Below are 18,854 nucleotides of genomic sequence, written 5' to 3' on the forward strand. Positions count from 1 at the left end.
TTACTTCAATTTTTTATAGTTGCTACTTTCTGCGGAACGGGCCTTTCCAGGCTATACAGCCACCAGGCCCCGCAGCGCATCGCCAGGCGGTACAGCAGGATCGGGACTACCACCGCAAGCGGAAGGCAGATCGCCAGGAGCACGGGCACGCTGGTGATCCCGAAAACTTTAACGAGCACCATCCTCGCCGCCGAAGCTACGAGCACGTGCGAAACGTAAATGTAAAGTGAATGGAAACCCGCCACCTTCAAGGGCTTCAGTACATCGTAGCGCTGCAGCAGGAACGACAGGCTGAGCATCGAAGCGCACCCCGTCAGTGCGATCACCGCAAATAGCACGGGCTGGTATTCTTCCACATACAACGTGCTGCCATGCTGGAGATTGGCGTGCAGAAAGTACCATTGTCCCCCCACAAACACCGGCAACAGTACGAGAAACAGTTTCCAGGAACTGTAAATGGTGTACTTCGACTGATCCAGCATCCAGTTGGAGACCAGTTCGCCGATAGCGAAAAACACGTAGTAATGGCAAATGTCGTAAAGGAAACCCAGGTCGACGTGCTGTACCGAAACATAACTGCTTAACAGGTACAACGCCGCGCCGAGCACCAGTTGCGCGCCCACTTTCATCTTCAGCCTTTCCCGCGCGATGATGTACAGGACCGTCACGTTGAACAGGGCGTAGAGGTACCAGAACTGGTCGATCCGGCGGGGATACAGGAATACATACCCGTAATCGGCCCAGCTCCGGTCCGCATTCACATATCCGCTCAGGGCGAACTGGATCGTTATCTGGATGAACGACCACAAGATATAGGGATAAAACAGGATGCTGAATTTATTGCGGATAAGACCCTGCAAATCGCGCTTGGCCAGGCTTTTGGCGATAAAAATGCCCGACAGGATGAAAAACAGCGGCATGCGGAAGCTGTAGAAAATGATGTTGGCGTTCTCCAGCCACTGGTACTCGGCCGCATCCACACCGGAACGGGTGATCCCTTCGAAGATGTGACGGTATAATACCAGGATGATAGCGATGCCCCTGGCGTAATCTATCCACGCCAGCCTGTTGCCCTTTGCCATGCCGTTCTGCGTCTGACTCATCAGAGATCGATATTTTGTTGCTCTACCAGGTTCAGCACGGCGCCGGTAAAGTGGCCGTTCAGCGATGCCAGGTACTCGATGGATTCCTTGTCGGTCTGCTTGATGCTCGATCTGGCCGATACAACGGCGATGATGGTATCGGCATATTTCAGCAGTTCCTTACTGTCTGACCGTTCGTTCAGTTGCGCACCTTCCATGAAGATGAAGTCGTACCGCGATTTCAGTGCGCTCATATGTTCCAGCAGGTTACCGGGGCGCAGTACTTCCGCAGGCGTGAATTGTCCGCCGCGGCACCCGATCACGTCTACATGTTCGATGCCGGAAGGGGAAACGAGGTTGACGAGTTGTTTATCGAGGCTGCCTGTTTCGGTGATCGTGGCATCCTCCAGCACGGGTTTCGCATCGAAATCCTGCGTGAGCGTATTATGCGGGAAATTGGTGTCGATGATCAGCACTTTCTTGTGGCTGAGGCTCAGGCTGTGCGCCAGGGCTTTGATGATGGTGGATTTGCCTTCGCCGGCACGCGGACTGGTAAACAGGAAAACCTTTTTCCCGCTGTTGTCCACTTCGTAGCGCAGCTTCCGGAGCAGTTCGCGGAATGCGCTGCTTTGCGCGGGGAGCGCATCGTCGGTGAAAATATTGCTGAAAGTGACGCGTTTCATGTTAACCCGGTTCACCACGCCCATGAGGCGCAGGTCTGTCACCTTCTGGAATTGGGAAGGGGTTTTGATGGACAGATCGATGTATTCCATGAAGATGATGGAGATACAGCAGAACACGAACATCGCCATCGCGGCCATGGCCAGGATCAAAAGGCGCTTGCTGGGCTCCGGCTCTACGGCAGGTTGGCCATACAGAATCTGACGGAAGTTCTCCATCGGCGCGATGCGGTTGTTGAGGGCCGCATCGTAACGGGTTTTTACGCCCTCATATTCCTGCTGTGCCAGTTCCACTTCTTTCTGAAGGGCGAGGTTGTTGGCGCTGCGGGATGCGGCTGCACCGATGCTGGAGTTCAGCTGGCGGACTTTAGTCTCGTAATCGGCAATATTCTGTTGCGAACTTTTGATCTGGAGCTCCAGGTCGCTTTTCTTCTGGAGCAAATCGGCTTTGGTCGCGCCGCCGGTTGCACCGGGCGAAACGGCGGCCATGGCTACCAGTTTGTTGCGGTAGTCCGCTTTCCTGGCGAGGTATTTATTGTACAGCTCGGTGTTGTTGCTGCCTTTGGCCTGGTACTCGTTCAATGCGTCGTTCATTAATTTGCGGAGGTTCGCCAGTTCGTTGTTGGCGGTGTTCCCGCTTGCGGCGGCCGCACTGCTGCTCTGGTCGATTTCCGCCAGGCGGGCGTTTACCTGCTGCAGCGAAAGGGTAGCGGTATTCATTAAGGTACGCTCGTCTGCCAGTCTGTTCTCGAAATTACTGATCTGTTCCAGCTTGCTGGAGCTTTCCACGGACGCGTCCATCGTACCCATGGTTTTAATATTGCTGATCTTGCTATCCAGCTCGCTTTTCTTCTGGTCTACGAGCTTTTGCAACGTTTCGATGTTCTGCGCCGATTGCATATTGCGGGACGATTCGTAGTTCCGGAAAAACTCGGTTACGATCTGGTTCACGAAATAGGCAGACAGCTCGGGATTCACCGAACGGTACTGGATGTCGATATAATCGGTACGCGCCACACGGTTGGCGTAGAGTACATAGCGGAAAGTTTCGAGATCGTATTTGTAGAGTTTGAGGATCTCCAGCACCTGCCGTTCTTCGGGATTGTAGGAGCTGAGGAGCTTTTCCTCGTTGTATTTCTGGCTGAGTATCTTGATGGCCTTTTCTTTATCCATGGCCTTGTATACATCGCTGTTTTTGTCTTCCGGGGTCAACTGGCGGAACTCCTTACCGGGGTTCTGAAGGTCGTGGAGCAGCATGTTGTAACCGGTCATGCCAAGTACTCGTGGCGATTTCAGGGCTTCGATGACGTTGCTGAACTTGGCGTCGATCTCGTAAATGTTAAAGCTTTCGTCTTTCAGTTTCACCTGTTCGTTACTGGTGAAGCCGGTAGCGATCTGGGAAACGGATTTGTAAAGCTTTTCCTGGTTCATGGTTAACAAGAAGGCACCGACAACCGCCATCAGAGTGCAAATGATAATCAACCATTTCCTTCTCAATAACGCTTTCAGCAGATAAATCAGGTCCATATGGATGCTTTTGTTAAAGTGTGAAATTTTTTAATCCGACAAACCCGAAAAAATCCGGTTTGACCCGGATTTTTTCGGTAATCATTTAAAGGTTAAAATCGTTAATAATTGCTTTTTATCAGTTTAGCCGAGTTGACGATTTTGCTTCCATCTACCAGTTGCAGGAGGTACAGGCCACCGGGGATGCGGTTGGAGCCCATATCGAGGAGTACGCGGTGCGTGCCTGCGGGCAGTTTGCCGAGCATCTTCGTGTGTACCGATCTGCCGGAAACGTCTGTCACATTCAGGATGAAGTTGTTTTGAGACTTGCCGTCGCTGATGATCTCTACGTTTACGTTGGAAATGAACGGATTCGGGTACGTCTTATCGATCTTGACGCCGGTTTCCAGGATCTGCTCGCCTTTGTTGTTGGCGGCTTTCTGGAGGATGAGGTCCGGATCGATCTGGCTGGCTTCCGGTGTGTACGACTGGATCACCAGGGCGCCGATGTAACCGTAGATCGACTGTCCGCCGGAGGTTACCGAGATCAGGACTTCACCGTTCTGGTCGGGCGATACGTCGTTGATCTGCACGGTCTGGTTGATGTTGTATCCGGCGTTCAGGGAAACCATCTGTCCGTTGATGTTATAGATGGAAGTACGGTCGCCCGCGCCATTCCGGCTTGCGAAGAATACGAAGTTGTATTTCTTGGCAAGGTTCAGGCCCTTGATCTTGAGCTGTCCGCTTTCGTTGATATCCACCCAGTACGTGCTGCTGATAACGTTGTCGGGATAAATACCGCTGTTGTTGCCGGTGTTCATACCGAACGGATTATCGCCCGTAAAGGCTTTGTGGATCACCATCGTCATACCGGTGTTCTCGTTATTATCATCCTTCAGGTTCGGGAATTCGAGGCCCTGTGCAGGAGCGGAGTTGGTGTTGTTCCAGGGAGCACCTGCGGGGTTGAACACGTTGAAGTTGATGTACACCGCATTGCGGAAGGTTGCCGCAGTGGCGATATTGCTGAAATCGGACTGGATGGCGGCTTTCAGTGCGCGCACCTTGTAGTAGTAACGGGTGTCGATGCCGAGGCCGTTATCTGTATAGGTGTTCACGTTGTTGCCAACCGTTGCGAGAAGGGTGTAGTTCACCTTGTCGGTAGAACGCCATACTTCAAACCCGGTTTCGTTGTTCGAATTGTCGAGCCAGTTCAGCTGGATGCTGGTTTTGGACTTGGCAAGCGCGGTGGCGTTGCCCGGCGCGAGCGGCGTACCGTTGTCGAGGTAGTACTGGATCACTACGGAGTTGATGTAACCGTAAGCTGCACCGCTAGCCTGTTTAACGGTAAAGTCGATGTTGCCGGACGCATCCGGGCTGATACCGTTGATCTGAACCGTGTTGTGGGTGTTGTTGGCCGCGTTCAGGGTTACGGTGCTGCTGCCCACGGTGTAATCCGTGTTCTTGTTATCGTTACCCTGGCGGCTTCCGAGGAAGATCAGGTTGTAACGGTAAGTGGCATTCAGGTTGGAGATGCGGATCCTCCGGGCGGTAGTTTCATTCGAATAATAGTTGCTCGCCAGCACATTGTCGGGGTACACACCGGAGTTGTTGCCAGTTGTGGAACCCACGGTATTGGTACCGGAGAAACCATCGAGCAATTGGATCCGGATGCCGGACAGGGTACCGGTTTCATCGGCCAGGTTGGCAATCGCCGCGTTGGCGCCGGGATAGGAGTTGAAGTTGTTCCACGGAGCGTCTGCAGGCAGCGTCTGGTTGAAGTTCACATACACGGTGGTAATGTTCTTATCACGCACCTGGAGGGTGAACGTCCGGGTAGAAGCGCCACCATGATTGTCGGAAGCGGTCACGTTGATGTTCGCGAAGCGGCCAACATCTCCGGAAGACGGTACGATGCTGATGCTGCCGGTACCATCACCATTGTCGGTCAGGGTTGCGAACGGCGGCAGGTTGGTAGAACGCAGGGTCACCACGTCACCGGCATCATCGGTCGCATGCAGCGGGATGGTGAAGGTTTCGTCGTTCTTGATGCTTACGTTGCCGATGCTGTCGAATTTCGGGTTGTTGTTGCCGGTCAGGATACCGATGGTATCGGTGTAACCGGAAGGACCGTGGTCATTCACAGCGCGGAGCGTATAGTAGTATTGCGTGCTGGCCACGGAAGTTGCGTCGGTGAAGCTGGTAGCGTTGGCATTGCCACCGGCGGGGTTCAGCAGGGTGAACGGACCAGCGGGTGCGGATGCGCGGTATACTTCGTAGGCAGCTTCATTGAAGGCTACGTCTTTCCAGCTCAGTACCACGCCATCGGTAGACGGTGTTGCAGCGAACTGGGTCGGCTTGGCCGGCGCGTTGCCGTCGTCGTAGTTCACCTGGATCACCAGTGCGTTGATGTAGCTGTATACCGACCCGGTGCCATTTTTCAATGTGATCAGGATCTCGTTGTTGGCGTCGGGCGAGATGTTGTTGATGGAAACGGTATTCTGCGTGTTCTTCGCGCTTTGCAGGGAAACGGTAGTACCGCCAACGGTGTAGTTGGTCATGCGGTTATCGGTCACATCTGCACGCGCGCCGAAGAAGGTCAGGTTGTACTTGCTGGTTGCGCTGAGGCCTACCAGTTTGAACGTTTGCGCCGTGGTATTGCTCCAGTAAGCGGTCTTCATCACGTTATCGGGATACACACCGGAGTTGTTGCCGGTTGTAGTACCGAAGTAGTTAGAACCGTTGCCCAGTGCGCCCCAGTTGCTCGTTACGCGGATACCCACGCTGGTAGTGGCGCCTGAATTGTCTTTCAGGTTGGCGAACAGATCGTTCAGCACCGGCTGTTTGTTGGTATTGTTCCACGGTGCGGGCGCCGGGTAAGAACCGTCGGTGAAGTTCACGAAGATCGTTCTGCTCGGGTTCACATCGTTCACGGTGATGGTGAACGACTTGGTATCGATGCCGCCTCTGCCGTCGTCCGCTTTCACGGTTACGTCATAGGTACCTGCGTCGATGAAGCCCGGTGCGAGCGCGATGCTGGCGCTGTTGCCCGAAGGCGTCAGCGTTGCGAAGGCCGGCAGGCCGGTTGCGCTCCAGGTCACGGTTTCGCCTGCGTTGTTATCGGTAGCGGAAAGGGCAACGTTAGCCGTAGCGTTTTCGTTCAGCGAAACGTTGGTTACAGCCCCGATTACAGGAGAGTAGTTATCGTTAACGGTCAGGTTGAAGGAAGAGTTGGTTACTCCGCCATGCTGGTCCGTTGCCGTTACGGTGATGTTGTTGTACACGCCTTCGTTGGCCTGCGTGGGGTTGAACGTCAGGGTAGCTGTGCCGCCGCTGGTGTTGAACTGGCCGAATGCAGGTACGTTCGCGGAAGTGATCGTGATGGTTTCGCCGTCAGGATCGGTAGCGGTCAGCGCCAGGACCAGTTGCGTACCATAACGTACGGAACGGTTCTCGAGCGGCGTGAGGGCCGGTGCCGTGTTCAGCGTGGTTTTGCTGGCCGTATTGCTGAATGCGGAGCTGCCGCCTTCGTTTTTCGCCAACACCTTATAATAATAGGTCACATTGGCAAACAGGCCGGTATCGATGTAGGTGGCCTCAGATCCTGCATTGGCAGGGATAGAAGCGAACTGGCGGAAGTTGGACGCGTCGTTGGCCGAGCGATACAGGTCGAATGCCGTTTCGGTAGTGGAGTTGTCGTTCCATTTCAGCTCCATGTTGCTGCCGCTGAGCGCGGTCAGTGCCAGGGCGGTCGGCGCAGCCGGGATAGCCGGCATGGCGAGCGTTTTGGCCGTCGCATTCTTGTTCACGTACATCGAGTCGGGGATGAGGCGTTTGCTCACGCCAGGGCCGGCATAGCTGGTAGTCAGCGACTGGCTGCCACTCCTTTCGTAATAGGTAACGTGAATCTGGTATTTACCGGCCGTCAGCGACTTGGTGCCCGATTTTTCGGTCGGCCCGTTCTGGTGGTCGTTACTTACCACGAGGTTAGACTCGGTGAAATTACCAATATACAGCTTGCTGCCGTCGTTAGAGTTCGTATAGAAAGTATAGGAACCGGTAACCGGGATATTGATCCATCCGGAGAACTTCAGCGCAAAGGCATCATCCTTCGGGCGAACGTCCAGCGTAACGTTGGAAGTCAGACCGGTTGCTACCGGCGTGAGGGTGTTGAAGTTCGGGAGGGAAGTGATGGAGGTCGACGTGTTATAGGCGCTGTAAGAGAACCCACCGGTTTCGTTGGGGTGGAATCCGGAAGCACCATATTTGTTGATCGCCTGGATGCGGTAGTAGTAAGCGGTGGAGGCGTTGAGGCCGCTGTCCAGGTACGCTACTTTATTCGCCGCGGTGGTATTCACGATGCTGAACGGACCGGCGGCGCTTTCGGCGCGGTAGATTTCAAAGCCGGTTTCGTTGTTGCTGCTGTCTGACCAGGTGAGCTGGATCTTGTTGTAAGACAGTGCGGTGGCTTTGATATTGCCCGGAGCTTTCGGCAGGGCGCCGCCCGGAGCGGTGTTCAGGTCTTTGAAGTATTCGGCCGGGATGGTTTGCTTGGTGCTGCCAACGCCGTGTGCGGTGTTCTTCCAGGAAACCGTCATGGCTTCGCCGCCGCCCTGTTCGAAGAACGCCATGGCGATCTTGTGCATACCTGCGGTGAGGTACTTGGTGCCTTGGCGGTCTTGCGTGCCGTGCAGACCATCGTTGTTCACGAGCGGCGTGGCGGCATTGTCGTAGTCGGTATCGATCCACAGCTTGCTGCCATCGTCGGAGTTGGTCACGAAAGTATAGTTACCGGTAACCGGGATGCGGATCTGGCCTTCCCATACGAAACCGAACTGATCGTTACGGTTACGCACGCTGAGGTCGGGAATTTCAGAAATACCCGTCTTGATCGGCGTCAGGGTGTTGAAGTCGGGCAGTGCAGACCAGTTGCCTTCATAGTAACGGTAGTTAAGGCCGTTCGCTACGGGGCGGGTGCTTACCTGGTTGCTCCTTGTAGAAGTGTTGCCGGCGAGGTCGCGGGCTTTCACCACAAAGGTGTACAGGCTGTCCGATTTCAGGTTGAACACGGTAAACTCGTCTTCGGTGGCATCTACGGTGTAAGACTTGAGACTGTTTACGTAGATGTCGTATTTGAATACGCCTACGTCGTCGAAAGACGGGCCCCAGCTCAGTTTCACGGAGGTAGTTGATGTTCCGGAAATAGCAAGGTTGGAAGGAGCCGTCGGCGGATTGCTGTCTACCTGCGTAGTAGCCGTTGCTTCATTGCTTACTGCAGAAGCGGCGGTAGTATTCACCGCACGCAATACGTAGTAATATTTCGTGTTGGGCGAAAGATTGTTGTCGGTATACGTAACCGCATTCGGAGCCGTGATGGCGATCAGCTCATAATTGACGCCGGCCGAATTGGAACGGTACACTTCGTAGCCGGTTTCATTGTAAACGGCATTCGGATTGTCTGTCCAATCGATCGTGATCGCTGTTTTGCTGATGGCGGTAGCGGTAAGGCCGGATGCGGGTGCCGGCGGATTGGGGCCGTTGGCGGGGATGATGGTGAAAGGAGCGGACCATTCGCTGGAGCAACCGAACTTCTCGGTCACGTTCGCCTGGTATTGACCGGGCGCGTTCACCGTCTGCGTTTGTGCGGTACCGATGATGGCGGGGTCGCCAACTTTGCGCCATTGGTAAGAAGTATAACCTTCGGGCAGGGTCAGCACTACGTAGTTTTTGCCGTCTACGGCGGGGATGACTTTACTCATCAGTCCGGAGATGGCAAGCGGCGGTGTTTGGGTCGCTTCTTTCTGTTTAACGACTACGGGTGTGGGCGACCAGGGAGACCATTCGGTGCCTCTCCTGATCCTGGCATCGTAGGTGCCGAATTCCGTGGCCGTGTATTGATAAGTGGTGGCACCTGCGATCAGGGTACCGTTTTTCCGCCACTCATAACCGTCGAAGCCCGGGGTAAGTCCGAGCACAACACTTACGGTTTCGCCGGGGCAGAATTCGTTGTGACCGAATGCGGGCCAGGGGTTCGCTTTGTGCTGGCGGTTAATGAAGGGCCAGAAATCGGGTTCGTTCCATGCGGTGTTCCAGATACCGTGGCCACCGTTGGGGTACAGCGTCATTTTAGCATTGCCACCTGCCTCCTGATCGGCGGTAACAACGGCTGTGGTGGTGGAAGGGTGGGGGTTGTTGTCCAGCCCGCCCTGGAAAATCCACAAGGGGATGTTCTTGAAAACGTTAACCTGGTCGCGGTAGGCGATGGAGCAACCGCTGATAGGCAGGAAACCGGCTACTTCCTTGGGATAGCGGAACATGAATTCCCATGTTTCGGTACCACCGGCGGAAAGGCCGTTCGCGAAAATCCTGTTGGGGTCGAGCTTGTTGTTGAGTTTCAGCTCGTCGAGGATCTGTTTAACAAAATCGTACTGGGGTTGACCGAAAAAGCCGGTAGTGCTTTGCGGAACAAGGATGAATCCATCGAAATTACCATTGTCGACAGCAGCACAGAACTTGCCGCCGCCATGGTACAGGGAATACTCGTTGTCATAAATGCCACCACCTTCACCACGGCCATGCCAGAAGATGAAAATGGGGTATTTCTTACCATCACTGACACCGTGCTGGTAAGATTTGGGGAATTTCAGGCGGAAGGGCATCCCACTCAGGTAATAGCATTTGTAGGAATCCTTGTTGCTGAAATTCACGGAAGAGCGGACGGTGCGCACCCATTTGGAAATGGTGCCCCAGGCCGGCGTTTCCGGAGGATCGTTGGGGTTGTAGGTAATCACCGGGTCAGCGGGATTAAATACCTGTGCCGAACCGGGAAAAGCAAATCCCAGCAGGCAAGCTAATAGTAACAGGTAAAATTGTCGCATATGGTAAGTGTTTCAGTATGTTCAATTTGAAACTTACCCAGCAAATGAATGGGACAGTCATTAATTTTTTGGCCTACTCAATCACTGAGCGGCTTTTCGAAGGAAAACGGTTAAAAAATGTGGAGGTTTTTTTGAGAGGATAAGGTTGGGGCATCTATTCAGGATGTAAAACTAGGAAATATTTCCATTATTACAAATATTTTAAGCGCATTAACAAATCATTTAAGTTGCAGGCTGGCGGCCACCTACGTCACTTTTCGACAAAGTCCCCACTGCGGGCCGTTTGCGGGGGCCATGCAGGTAAAATCCGATCTTCGTGTACCGCACCCACCACTGGTATGTAGCCAGGCTTACCGCGATGGTTACCCCAAGCGCGATGGCATATTTGGCCGGGCCCCAGAGCCCGAACCGGCCGATATACATCTGCACGGCGCCCAACAGTCCCACATGTACCAGGTACACCCAGTAAGAGGCGTCCGACAGGTACCGCACGGCAGGCCGCTCGGCGTTCACCCAACGTAAAAAAACGCCTGCCACACCCGTTACCAGGCAAATCGTAGTGGCAGTGGCCCCAGCCTGCAGCAGCGCCCTGTCCACCTCCGGCGCCCCCGGCACGATCTTCACCCATCCCACGAGAAATCCTACCGCCACGCCTGCCAGCGTAAACGGCAGCGCGTAACGCTTCAGCAATGGGAAAATCCGTCGCATATGGTGGTGCAACACCCATCCGGCCAAAAAGAAAATCCCGTAATAAGTCAAAAAAGAAACTTTCGGCACCAGCCCCGGCGCATACTCTACGAACGGTCTCGCAAACATCCAGAGGCTGATATAACTCGCCCCTGCCATCAACACGAGGATCAGGCCGGGCGAAAAATCGCCGTGGAAAAATTTCAGCGGCAGCAATCGCTTCGCGGCGCCGCTTCGCATGCAATGGTAAATCACGAGCCCTGCGGCATAAAGGATCGATAAATAATACAGGAACCACAAATGCAGGGGCCCCCTCCAGGTAAAAATATCCTTCAGCACCGCTGGAACCGTCGCCCAATTCCAGCTCCCGCCCGTATCAGACACGCGCTCCACCGCACCAGGGAGGTAGGTGAGCGGCAATATCGTGACCAGCCCCACCACGAACGGAACGAGTATCCGCTGCGCGCGATGGCGGATAAACGGCCTGGTGCCGATCTTCAAAAACAACAGCCGGAAAAAGAACCCCGCTATGACGTAGAATAACTGCATCCGGAAAATATGGATGAAGAAGAAAATAAAATCGTACGTAATGTCGGTATAATACGGATCATGGTACAATCCCTCGAACGGATGGAACGTGTAAGGCATGGCCGCATGCAGCCCCACGCCGAGGAACATCGCCAGTGCACGGAGCGCGTCCATGCTGGAAATTCGGCCCAGGCCGGAAGGTGCTGTATGGGGTGCTTGACTCATGAATTTTGCAGTGTTGGGGCGCGTACCGCTTTTTCCCACGCGGCTTGCTGTTTTTTACGGATAAATCGGAAAAATCCTTCATAAATGGACACGTTCATGAACACAAAGTAAAACGGCACGTAGGCCGGTTTGAATTTGATATCGCGCAAAGCCAGCGCCCAGCCTGTCAAAGCCGCGGCATAAAAAACGCATTGCGCTGCCAATAGTATCGTGTATATACCTCCATATCCCGCCATCACCAGCCAGACGTTGGCTACGAGCGCCACGGGGAGGCACAGGGGCGCCAGCGTCCATCGCAGTACGCGATGGCCCAGGTATTGAAACGTCAGCACCGGGTGCCTGAAGAAATTGAGCAGTCCGCCGAGCCGGCCGATCGCCTGGAACCCGCCCGCACTGATCCGCACTTTCCGCTTATGCTCTTCGCCGATGCCGGCCGAAGGGCTTTCCATCGCATAGGCATCCGGCGCATAGGCGATCCGGTAGCCTTCGGCGCAGATCCGGAGGGAAATGATGAAATCGTCGAGCACCACGTCTTTCTCAACGGGGCGGTACAGTTCCGTCCGCACGGAAAACAATTCCCCTGCAGCGCCGACCACACTGAAAAGTTCCGCGTCCAGCCGCTTGAGGAGCGATTCGTATTTCCAGTAAATGCCTTCCGCATTCTCCGCTCCGCCTTCCCCCGCGATCACTTTCTTTTCTCCTGCCACGCCGCCGCACCGGGGATCCTGGTAATGGCGCACGATGCACTTCACTGCCTGATCGTTCAGCAAAGTGTTCGCGTCACAGAATATAACGATGGGCGTCTGCACCTGCTGCATCGCGCGGTTCAGTGCGGCCGTTTTTCCCAGTCGCGCCGGTTCATGCATCAACTGAACGGAAGGGTAGGAGGCCACGATCGCATCGGTACCATCCGTACTTCCGTCGGTGATAAATAATATATGCAGCTTCCCTTCGGGATAATCGAGGGCAAGCGTATTGGCGATTTTTTCGTGGATAAAGCCGGCCTCATTGTAAGCGGCCACAACCAGTGTTGTTTCCGGGAAATAGCCGTCCGGCAAGGGTTTGGGACGGCGGAAGATGCGCTTCAACCGCACGGCTACGGCTATCGCTATCCCATATCCCAGATAACTGAAAAACAGGATAAAAAGACTGAAAAACAATATGACTTTTATAGTGATCATCTGGTTTGGGGGGCATTTCAGCTGCCAAATTATATAACAATCCTGATATTCAAATCACTATTGCGCTCGTCAACTTACTTAAATTCATCGTTTACTATCGATAATCCGTATTTCACGAGAAAAAAGCATGCATTCGCAAATTTCAGATATTATCTTTTTTTGGGGTGACGTACTTTTGCATCAGTACGAAGAACGAAAGTAATGCTCCAATGTTTGCCGACCTCTTTTCAAATCTAATGTGAAAAATTTTATTTGTGAGATTTGAAAATAAACTTATAATTTTACTTCAGCTTTTGTACGACCCTATAATTCTAACCATTCCTCTGAGTAATTCCTGCAATAATTTAACCGCCGGCGCCGCAGCGTCAACGTAAAGCGTTGTATCATAGCTGCAATGGTTCCGGAAACCTGACCAAATCCTCCCTGGAAAATCAAAGATGACCACGCGGGGCTACATGCCTTTTGCCTGTTCACCGCAGTGGAAGAAAACTAAATCTTTATTTTCTAAACGTAGGAAACAATGAAGAAGACTATACTCGTAGTAGACGATAGCGTGCACATCAGGATGTTGCTGGAAGCCATGTTGCAACATAAATATAAAGTGTATACGGCGGAAGACGGATTGAGCGCCCTGATGTGGCTCGCAGCCGGCAACACACCGGACATTATCATTACCGACATCCAGATGCCGCGGCTAGACGGCTGGGAGCTGATCAGCAACCTGAACAGTAACCTGCTTTTCAACGACATCCCCGTAATGGTGCTCACCGGCATTTCACTGCACGATGTCAATTTTGTTCACCCCAACGTGGTGCACGTCATCAACAAACCTTTCGACCCCCGTGATCTTATAGAGAAAATCGGGCATCAGCTCAGCAGACAGCTGCCCATGGCCGCGAACGGATGAAACGCATCCGCGCTGATACCGCTATTAGCTATTGAATAACACCTATAATCCGAACATGATGATTCACCATTTGTCATTACCCCTAAAAAAGGAAGTTACGACCAAGGTAGTACCTCTGGCTGCGAGCGCGGCACGGTCCTGGGCGCTTTGTATAGGCGATCCGGGATTCATGCAGCGCATGCAGCCAGACAGGCCCGACCGGCTCCTGGTTGTCAGCAGCATTCACTCCGCCGCGAAAATACTGCGTGACCAGTTGCCGATGGACGTGAAGCCGTCATATATCATTTGCAACATCAGCTCCACTGGCCGCCCCGCGGAACTCGTAAAGCAAATCCGCTCCCTTGATGCGCTGGCAGACGTGCCCATGTTCGGATATGTGCAACAGCTTACACCGGAGCTCCGCCACCAGATCCGCTCCGCCGGCGGCATCGATAACGTGGTAACGGCCGATACTTCGGTCGATGAATTCGTTTCCATCCGCGACCAGGCCATCCGCCTCCGCTCGCTCGCCACCCGGCCCGCCCAGACCGCCGGCGACATCAAGCCGCGCAGGGCTCCTTCCGCCTACGTTAACCATTATATAAAAAGAGGGATCGACATCCTCGCCGCAGGGTCGGGATTGCTCATCCTCAGCCCATTGCTGCTGCTCATCGCCGCGCTCATCAAACTGGAATCGAAAGGGCCCGTTTTCTACATCTCCCGGCGCGCCGGCCAGCGTTACCGCATCTTCAACTTCTACAAATTCAGGACGATGGTCAACGACGCCGACCAAAAAGTGAAGGATATGGCCCATCTCAACCAGTACGATACCGGCGAAAAAGGTCCCGTATTCTTCAAGATCAGCAACGACCCGCGCGTAACCCGCCTCGGCAGCTTCCTGCGCAATTCCAGCCTCGACGAAATCCCCCAACTGCTGAACGTGCTGCTGGGGCATATGTCGCTGGTTGGCAACAGGCCCCTGCCGCTGTACGAAGCCGCATCGCTCACTACCGACAGCTATTGCGGAAGGTTCATGGCGCCCGCAGGGCTCACCGGGCTCTGGCAGGTGAAGAAAAGAGGGAAGAAGGATATGAGCGTGGAAGAAAGGATCAAGCTGGATATCGAGTACGCCCAGAAACATACCGTGCTGTTCGACATGTGGATCCTGGCCAGCACGCCCAATGCGCTCCTCCAGAAAGACAACGTATAATAAATAATACGACCGGGCCTGCCCGGACACAATAATACCCCACCGGAAAAGGATTCCGGCACCGAATCACCGAACAACACCGAATGAAACAGAATTTACCAGATATGGAACAGCTGAAAACAGCGCCCCTGGTTTCGATCATCGCATTGAACTTTAACCAGACGGCCGTTACCTGTGAGTTCCTGGAATCGACGAAGCAATTGACGTACCCGCATTTCGAAACGATCGTCATCGATAACGGTTCCAAAGTAGATCCCACAGCCCAGATCGAAGCCGGGAACTATCCCAACTTAAAGCTTATCATCAGTCCCGAAAACCTCGGTTTCACCGGCGGTAACAACCTCGGCATCGAGCATGCCAAAGGCGAATTCGTATTTATCGTGAACAACGATACCGAAGTAACGCCAGACCTGTTGCAACACCTGCTCGCACCGTTCGAAACCGATCCGAGCATCGGCGTCGTATGCCCGAAAATCCGTTTCTGGCATCACCCCACCGTGATCCAGTATGCCGGTTTCCATAAGATGAATTTGCTGACCGGGCGCACCTGGGCAGTAGGCAGCAAGGAAGAAGACAACGGCCAGCACAACACTTCCGGCCCCACCTGGTGCGCACACGGCGCCGCCATGATGGTGAAACGCGAGGTGATCGAAAAAGTAGGCCGCTTCGCGGAGAAATTCTTCATTTACTACGAAGAATCCGACTGGTCGGCCCGCATTCTCCGCGCCGGGTATAAAATCTACTACAACGCCGACGGACTGATCTTTCACAAGGAATCCATCACCATGGGAAAGGAAAGCCCCATCAAGGTATACTACATGACGCGCAACCGCATCCTGTACATGCGCCGCAACACGTCGAAACGGCAGCTCGCCGCTTTCTACCTGTTCTTCGGTTGCCTGACCTTCCCGAAATCGGTGCTGAAATACACGCTGAAAGGCAAATTCGACCATCTCGGATCGTTCCTCCGCGGAACTTTCTGGAACCTGAAGGAATCTAAATATTCCCCCGTTTAATACACACATCACCCGTTTAATCAATAAAAAAAGTTCAAAACATGTCTAAAATTACTTCACTGGTTACCGGCGGCGCCGGATTTATCGGATCACACGTAGTACGCCATTGCCTCGAAATGGGGCACGAAGTGGTGGTACTCGACGATCTCAGCGGCGGCTTCGAAGATCACATTCCCGCAGGTGCCCGCTTCGTTCAGGGCTCCATCACCGACGATCAGCTCGTGACGAGCCTCTTCGAAGAACACAAGTTTACCTACGTATACCACCTGGCCGCCTATGCCGCAGAAGGACTGTCGCATTTCATCCGCCGGTTCAACTACAACAACAACCTCGTAGGCAGCATCAACCTTATCAACGAATCGATCAAGCATAAGGTGAAATGCTTCGTCTTTACGTCGTCTATCGCCGTATATGGCGCCGGACAACTGCCCATGCGCGAAGATATGACCCCCATGCCCGAAGATCCCTACGGCGTTTCCAAATACGCTGTGGAACTGGATTTGAAAGCCGCCCACGAAATGTTCGGCCTCAACTACGTGGTATTCCGCCCGCACAACGTGTATGGCGAAAACCAGAACATCGGCGACAAATACCGTAATGTGATCGGCATTTTCATGAACCAGATCATGCAGGGCCAGCAGCTCACTATCTTTGGCGACGGCGAACAAACCCGCGCATTCAGCTATATCGACGATGTGGCTATCCCCATCGCGCATAGCGTGAATACGCCCGCATCCTACAACCAGGTGTTCAACATCGGTGCAGACAAGCCCTACACCGTGAACGAACTGGCGAAAGTAGTAGGCGCCTGCTTCGGCGTGGAGCCCAGCATCAATTACCTGGCGGCCCGTAACGAAGTCATGCATGCCTATTCCGACCACTCGAAAGCACACGCCATTTTCGGCGCCGGTTCGGGCGTATCACTCGATGAAGGCATCCGCCGCATGGCCGAATGGGCGAAAGTGGTAGGCGCGCGCAAAAGCAAGGAATTCGAGAACATCGAGATATACGAGAAACTTCCGCAGGGTTGGGAAAAAGCTGCCCGTCCCGCGACTATTCCCGCGTGATGAGCCAGCACCGCAAAATACGCGTACTGCAGGCCATCCGTCAGGGCTTGATCGGCGGGGGAGAATCGCACGTGCTGAGCCTCGTCTCCGCGCTCGATCGCGACCGCTTCGACCCCGTGGTGCTTTCCTTCACGGAAGGCCCCATGATCGACCGGCTCCGCGAAATGGGCGTCAGCCACCACGTCATCCCGTCTACCCGCGCATTCGATCCTTCCACCTGGAAAACGGTGAAGCAACTCATCGAAAACGAAGGGATCGACATCGTGCATGCCCACGGTTCCCGCGCAGCCAGCAACCTGCTGCTGCCGGCGAAGTGGAGCAAACGGCCCATGATCTACACGATCCACGGCTGGTCTTTCCACGACGATCAACCCCGGGTGCAAAAGCAACTGCGGATCTGGTCGGAACGGCTGCTCACATCGGCCTCCGCCGCCAACATCGCCGTATCTGCCTCCAACCGCGACACCGGTTCGAAACACTTCCCCGGGTTCAAAGCCGACGTGGTAAACAACGGCATCGACCGGCGGATTTTCGACCCCTCGCGCGAATTCCCCGACGTCCGGAAAGAACTGGGTATTTCACCCGATAAAACCGTGGTGGGATTCATCGCCAGAATGACGGCGCAGAAAGATCCGCAAACGCTGATCCGCGCATTCGCCGAGCTCCTCCGCACGCAGCGCGACATCGTGCTGCTCATGGTGGGCGACGGCGAGCTGAAAGCGGAAGCCGTGGAGCTGGCCCAATCGCTGGGCATCGAACATTCCATCGTGTTCCAGCCATTCCGTACGGATGTTCCGGCACTCCTCCAGGCGATGGACATCTACTGCCTGCCTTCGCTTTGGGAAGGGCTGCCGATCGGCCTGCTCGAAGCCATGGCCATGGGAAAAGCGGTAGTGGCAACGGCCACGGACGGCACGAAGGAAATCGTCCGCCACGGCGGCAACGGCGTCATCGTTCCGGAAAAGAACCCGGCTGCACTAGCGGCCGCGCTGGCGACCCTTCACCTCAACCCGGAAAACAGGAATTTCCTGCAGCGGGCGGCCAGAGCCACCATCGAAGACCGGTTCAGCCAGGAAAGCATGGCGAGGCAGATCGAAGACATCTATCTCCGTATTGTTTCAAGACAACCAAGCAAGCAACATGAGCGAAATAACGCAAGAATATAACAGGGCTGCCGACCAGAAAAGGTTGCAGTTCATCACAGACGCGGTCTCGTCGAGGTTTGCGCCGGGCGCAAGTATCCTCGACGTAGGCTGCGGCAACGGGGTCATCAGCCGCCACCTCGGCGGAAAGGGATTCCAGGTGCTGGGGATCGACGTCAGCCCGCAAAGCATTGCGCGGGCCAACGAGCTCAATCAGAACGCCAACACCCGTTTCGAAGTGAAAAGCGCGGAAGAGCTCGTAGCCTCCGGCGCATTGTTCGATGTAGTCATCTGCAGCGAAGTGCTGGAACACCTGCAGGACCCTGACGCCCTGCTCCGTGTGCTGTACCAGTCGCTCAAGGACGACGGTATCCTCATCGTGACCGTTCCGAATGGCAACGGGCCGCGGGAACTGCTCGTGACCCGCCCGGTACTGGCCATGCGCGAAAGCAACGGATGGGCCTGGAAGCTCATCGTGAAATTGAAAAAATCGATGGGGTATTCCGGCACCACGGTCCAATCGGCGGCGGATAACCTCGACCATGTGCAGTTCTTTTCACGGAACGACCTGCAGCGCATGTCTGCCGGCAACCGCTTCCGCATCGTACGTTTCGGCAAGGCCAACTTCCTGGAAGACGTGTTCCCCTTCTCTTTCATCACCAAAAAACTGCCCGCGCTCCAGCGGCTCGACTGCAAGATCGCAGACCTGCTGCCGGCCGGCATGACCGGTGGATTTTTTACCGTTTGGGAAAAGCATAAATAATCGGGT

11 protein-coding genes are annotated in these 18,854 nt (G+C 54.4%); 6 read left to right on the forward strand and 5 right to left on the reverse strand.

What is annotated here, in order from left to right; all coding sequences use genetic code 11:
- Positions 1–5 precede the first annotated feature (5 nt).
- The 5 genes from EJ361_RS01460 to EJ361_RS01480 all read right to left on the reverse strand — a co-directional run bounded on the left by EJ361_RS01460 (position 6) and on the right by EJ361_RS01480 (position 12,764).
- Complete coding sequence (locus EJ361_RS01460; RefSeq protein ID WP_126243569.1) at positions 6–1,103, reverse strand: acyltransferase family protein; 1,098 nt, start codon at positions 1,101–1,103, stop codon at positions 6–8.
- Positions 1,103–3,289: a GumC family protein gene (locus EJ361_RS01465; RefSeq protein WP_126243570.1), complete on the reverse strand. Its 2,187-nt coding sequence runs from the start codon at positions 3,287–3,289 to the stop codon at positions 1,103–1,105. The genes EJ361_RS01460 and EJ361_RS01465 overlap by 1 nt, the downstream gene beginning before the upstream one ends.
- Positions 3,290–3,390: 101 nt before the next feature.
- Positions 3,391–10,143: a fibronectin type III domain-containing protein gene (locus EJ361_RS01470; protein ID WP_126243571.1), complete on the reverse strand. Its 6,753-nt coding sequence runs from the start codon at positions 10,141–10,143 to the stop codon at positions 3,391–3,393.
- A 222-nt stretch (positions 10,144–10,365) separates the two neighbouring features.
- Complete coding sequence (locus EJ361_RS01475; protein ID WP_126243572.1) at positions 10,366–11,583, reverse strand: acyltransferase family protein; 1,218 nt, start codon at positions 11,581–11,583, stop codon at positions 10,366–10,368.
- Positions 11,580–12,764 carry a glycosyltransferase family 2 protein gene (locus tag EJ361_RS01480; RefSeq protein ID WP_205686902.1) on the reverse strand — a complete coding sequence of 395 codons (1,185 nt, stop codon included), beginning with the start codon at positions 12,762–12,764 and terminating at the stop codon, positions 11,580–11,582. The genes EJ361_RS01475 and EJ361_RS01480 overlap by 4 nt, the downstream gene beginning before the upstream one ends.
- Positions 12,765–13,284: 520 nt before the next feature.
- Here EJ361_RS01480 and EJ361_RS01485 point away from each other — a divergent pair.
- The 6 genes from EJ361_RS01485 to EJ361_RS01510 all read left to right on the forward strand — a co-directional run bounded on the left by EJ361_RS01485 (position 13,285) and on the right by EJ361_RS01510 (position 18,848).
- Positions 13,285–13,671: a response regulator gene (locus tag EJ361_RS01485; protein WP_126243573.1), complete on the forward strand. Its 387-nt coding sequence runs from the start codon at positions 13,285–13,287 to the stop codon at positions 13,669–13,671.
- A gap of 169 nt (positions 13,672–13,840) precedes the next feature.
- Complete coding sequence (locus tag EJ361_RS01490) at positions 13,841–14,860, forward strand: sugar transferase (RefSeq protein WP_126243574.1); 1,020 nt, start codon at positions 13,841–13,843, stop codon at positions 14,858–14,860.
- An 83-nt stretch (positions 14,861–14,943) separates the two neighbouring features.
- Positions 14,944–15,876 carry a glycosyltransferase family 2 protein gene (locus tag EJ361_RS01495; protein WP_205686903.1) on the forward strand — a complete coding sequence of 311 codons (933 nt, stop codon included), beginning with the start codon at positions 14,944–14,946 and terminating at the stop codon, positions 15,874–15,876.
- Between the two features lie 41 nt (positions 15,877–15,917).
- Entirely contained in the window at positions 15,918–16,943 is a 1,026-nt protein-coding gene (locus tag EJ361_RS01500; RefSeq protein ID WP_126243576.1) for an NAD-dependent epimerase/dehydratase family protein, read from the forward strand.
- Complete coding sequence (locus EJ361_RS01505; RefSeq protein WP_164714031.1) at positions 16,904–18,109, forward strand: glycosyltransferase family 4 protein; 1,206 nt, start codon at positions 16,904–16,906, stop codon at positions 18,107–18,109. The genes EJ361_RS01500 and EJ361_RS01505 overlap by 40 nt, the downstream gene beginning before the upstream one ends.
- The gene (locus tag EJ361_RS01510) at positions 18,084–18,848 is read left to right on the forward strand and encodes a class I SAM-dependent methyltransferase (protein ID WP_126243578.1); all 765 of its coding nucleotides are present in this window, start codon (positions 18,084–18,086) and stop codon (positions 18,846–18,848) included. The genes EJ361_RS01505 and EJ361_RS01510 overlap by 26 nt, the downstream gene beginning before the upstream one ends.
- Positions 18,849–18,854: the final 6 nt, after the last annotated feature.

The organism is Chitinophaga rhizosphaerae, from assembly GCF_003958645.1.
GTDB lineage: Bacteria > Bacteroidota > Bacteroidia > Chitinophagales > Chitinophagaceae > Chitinophaga > Chitinophaga rhizosphaerae.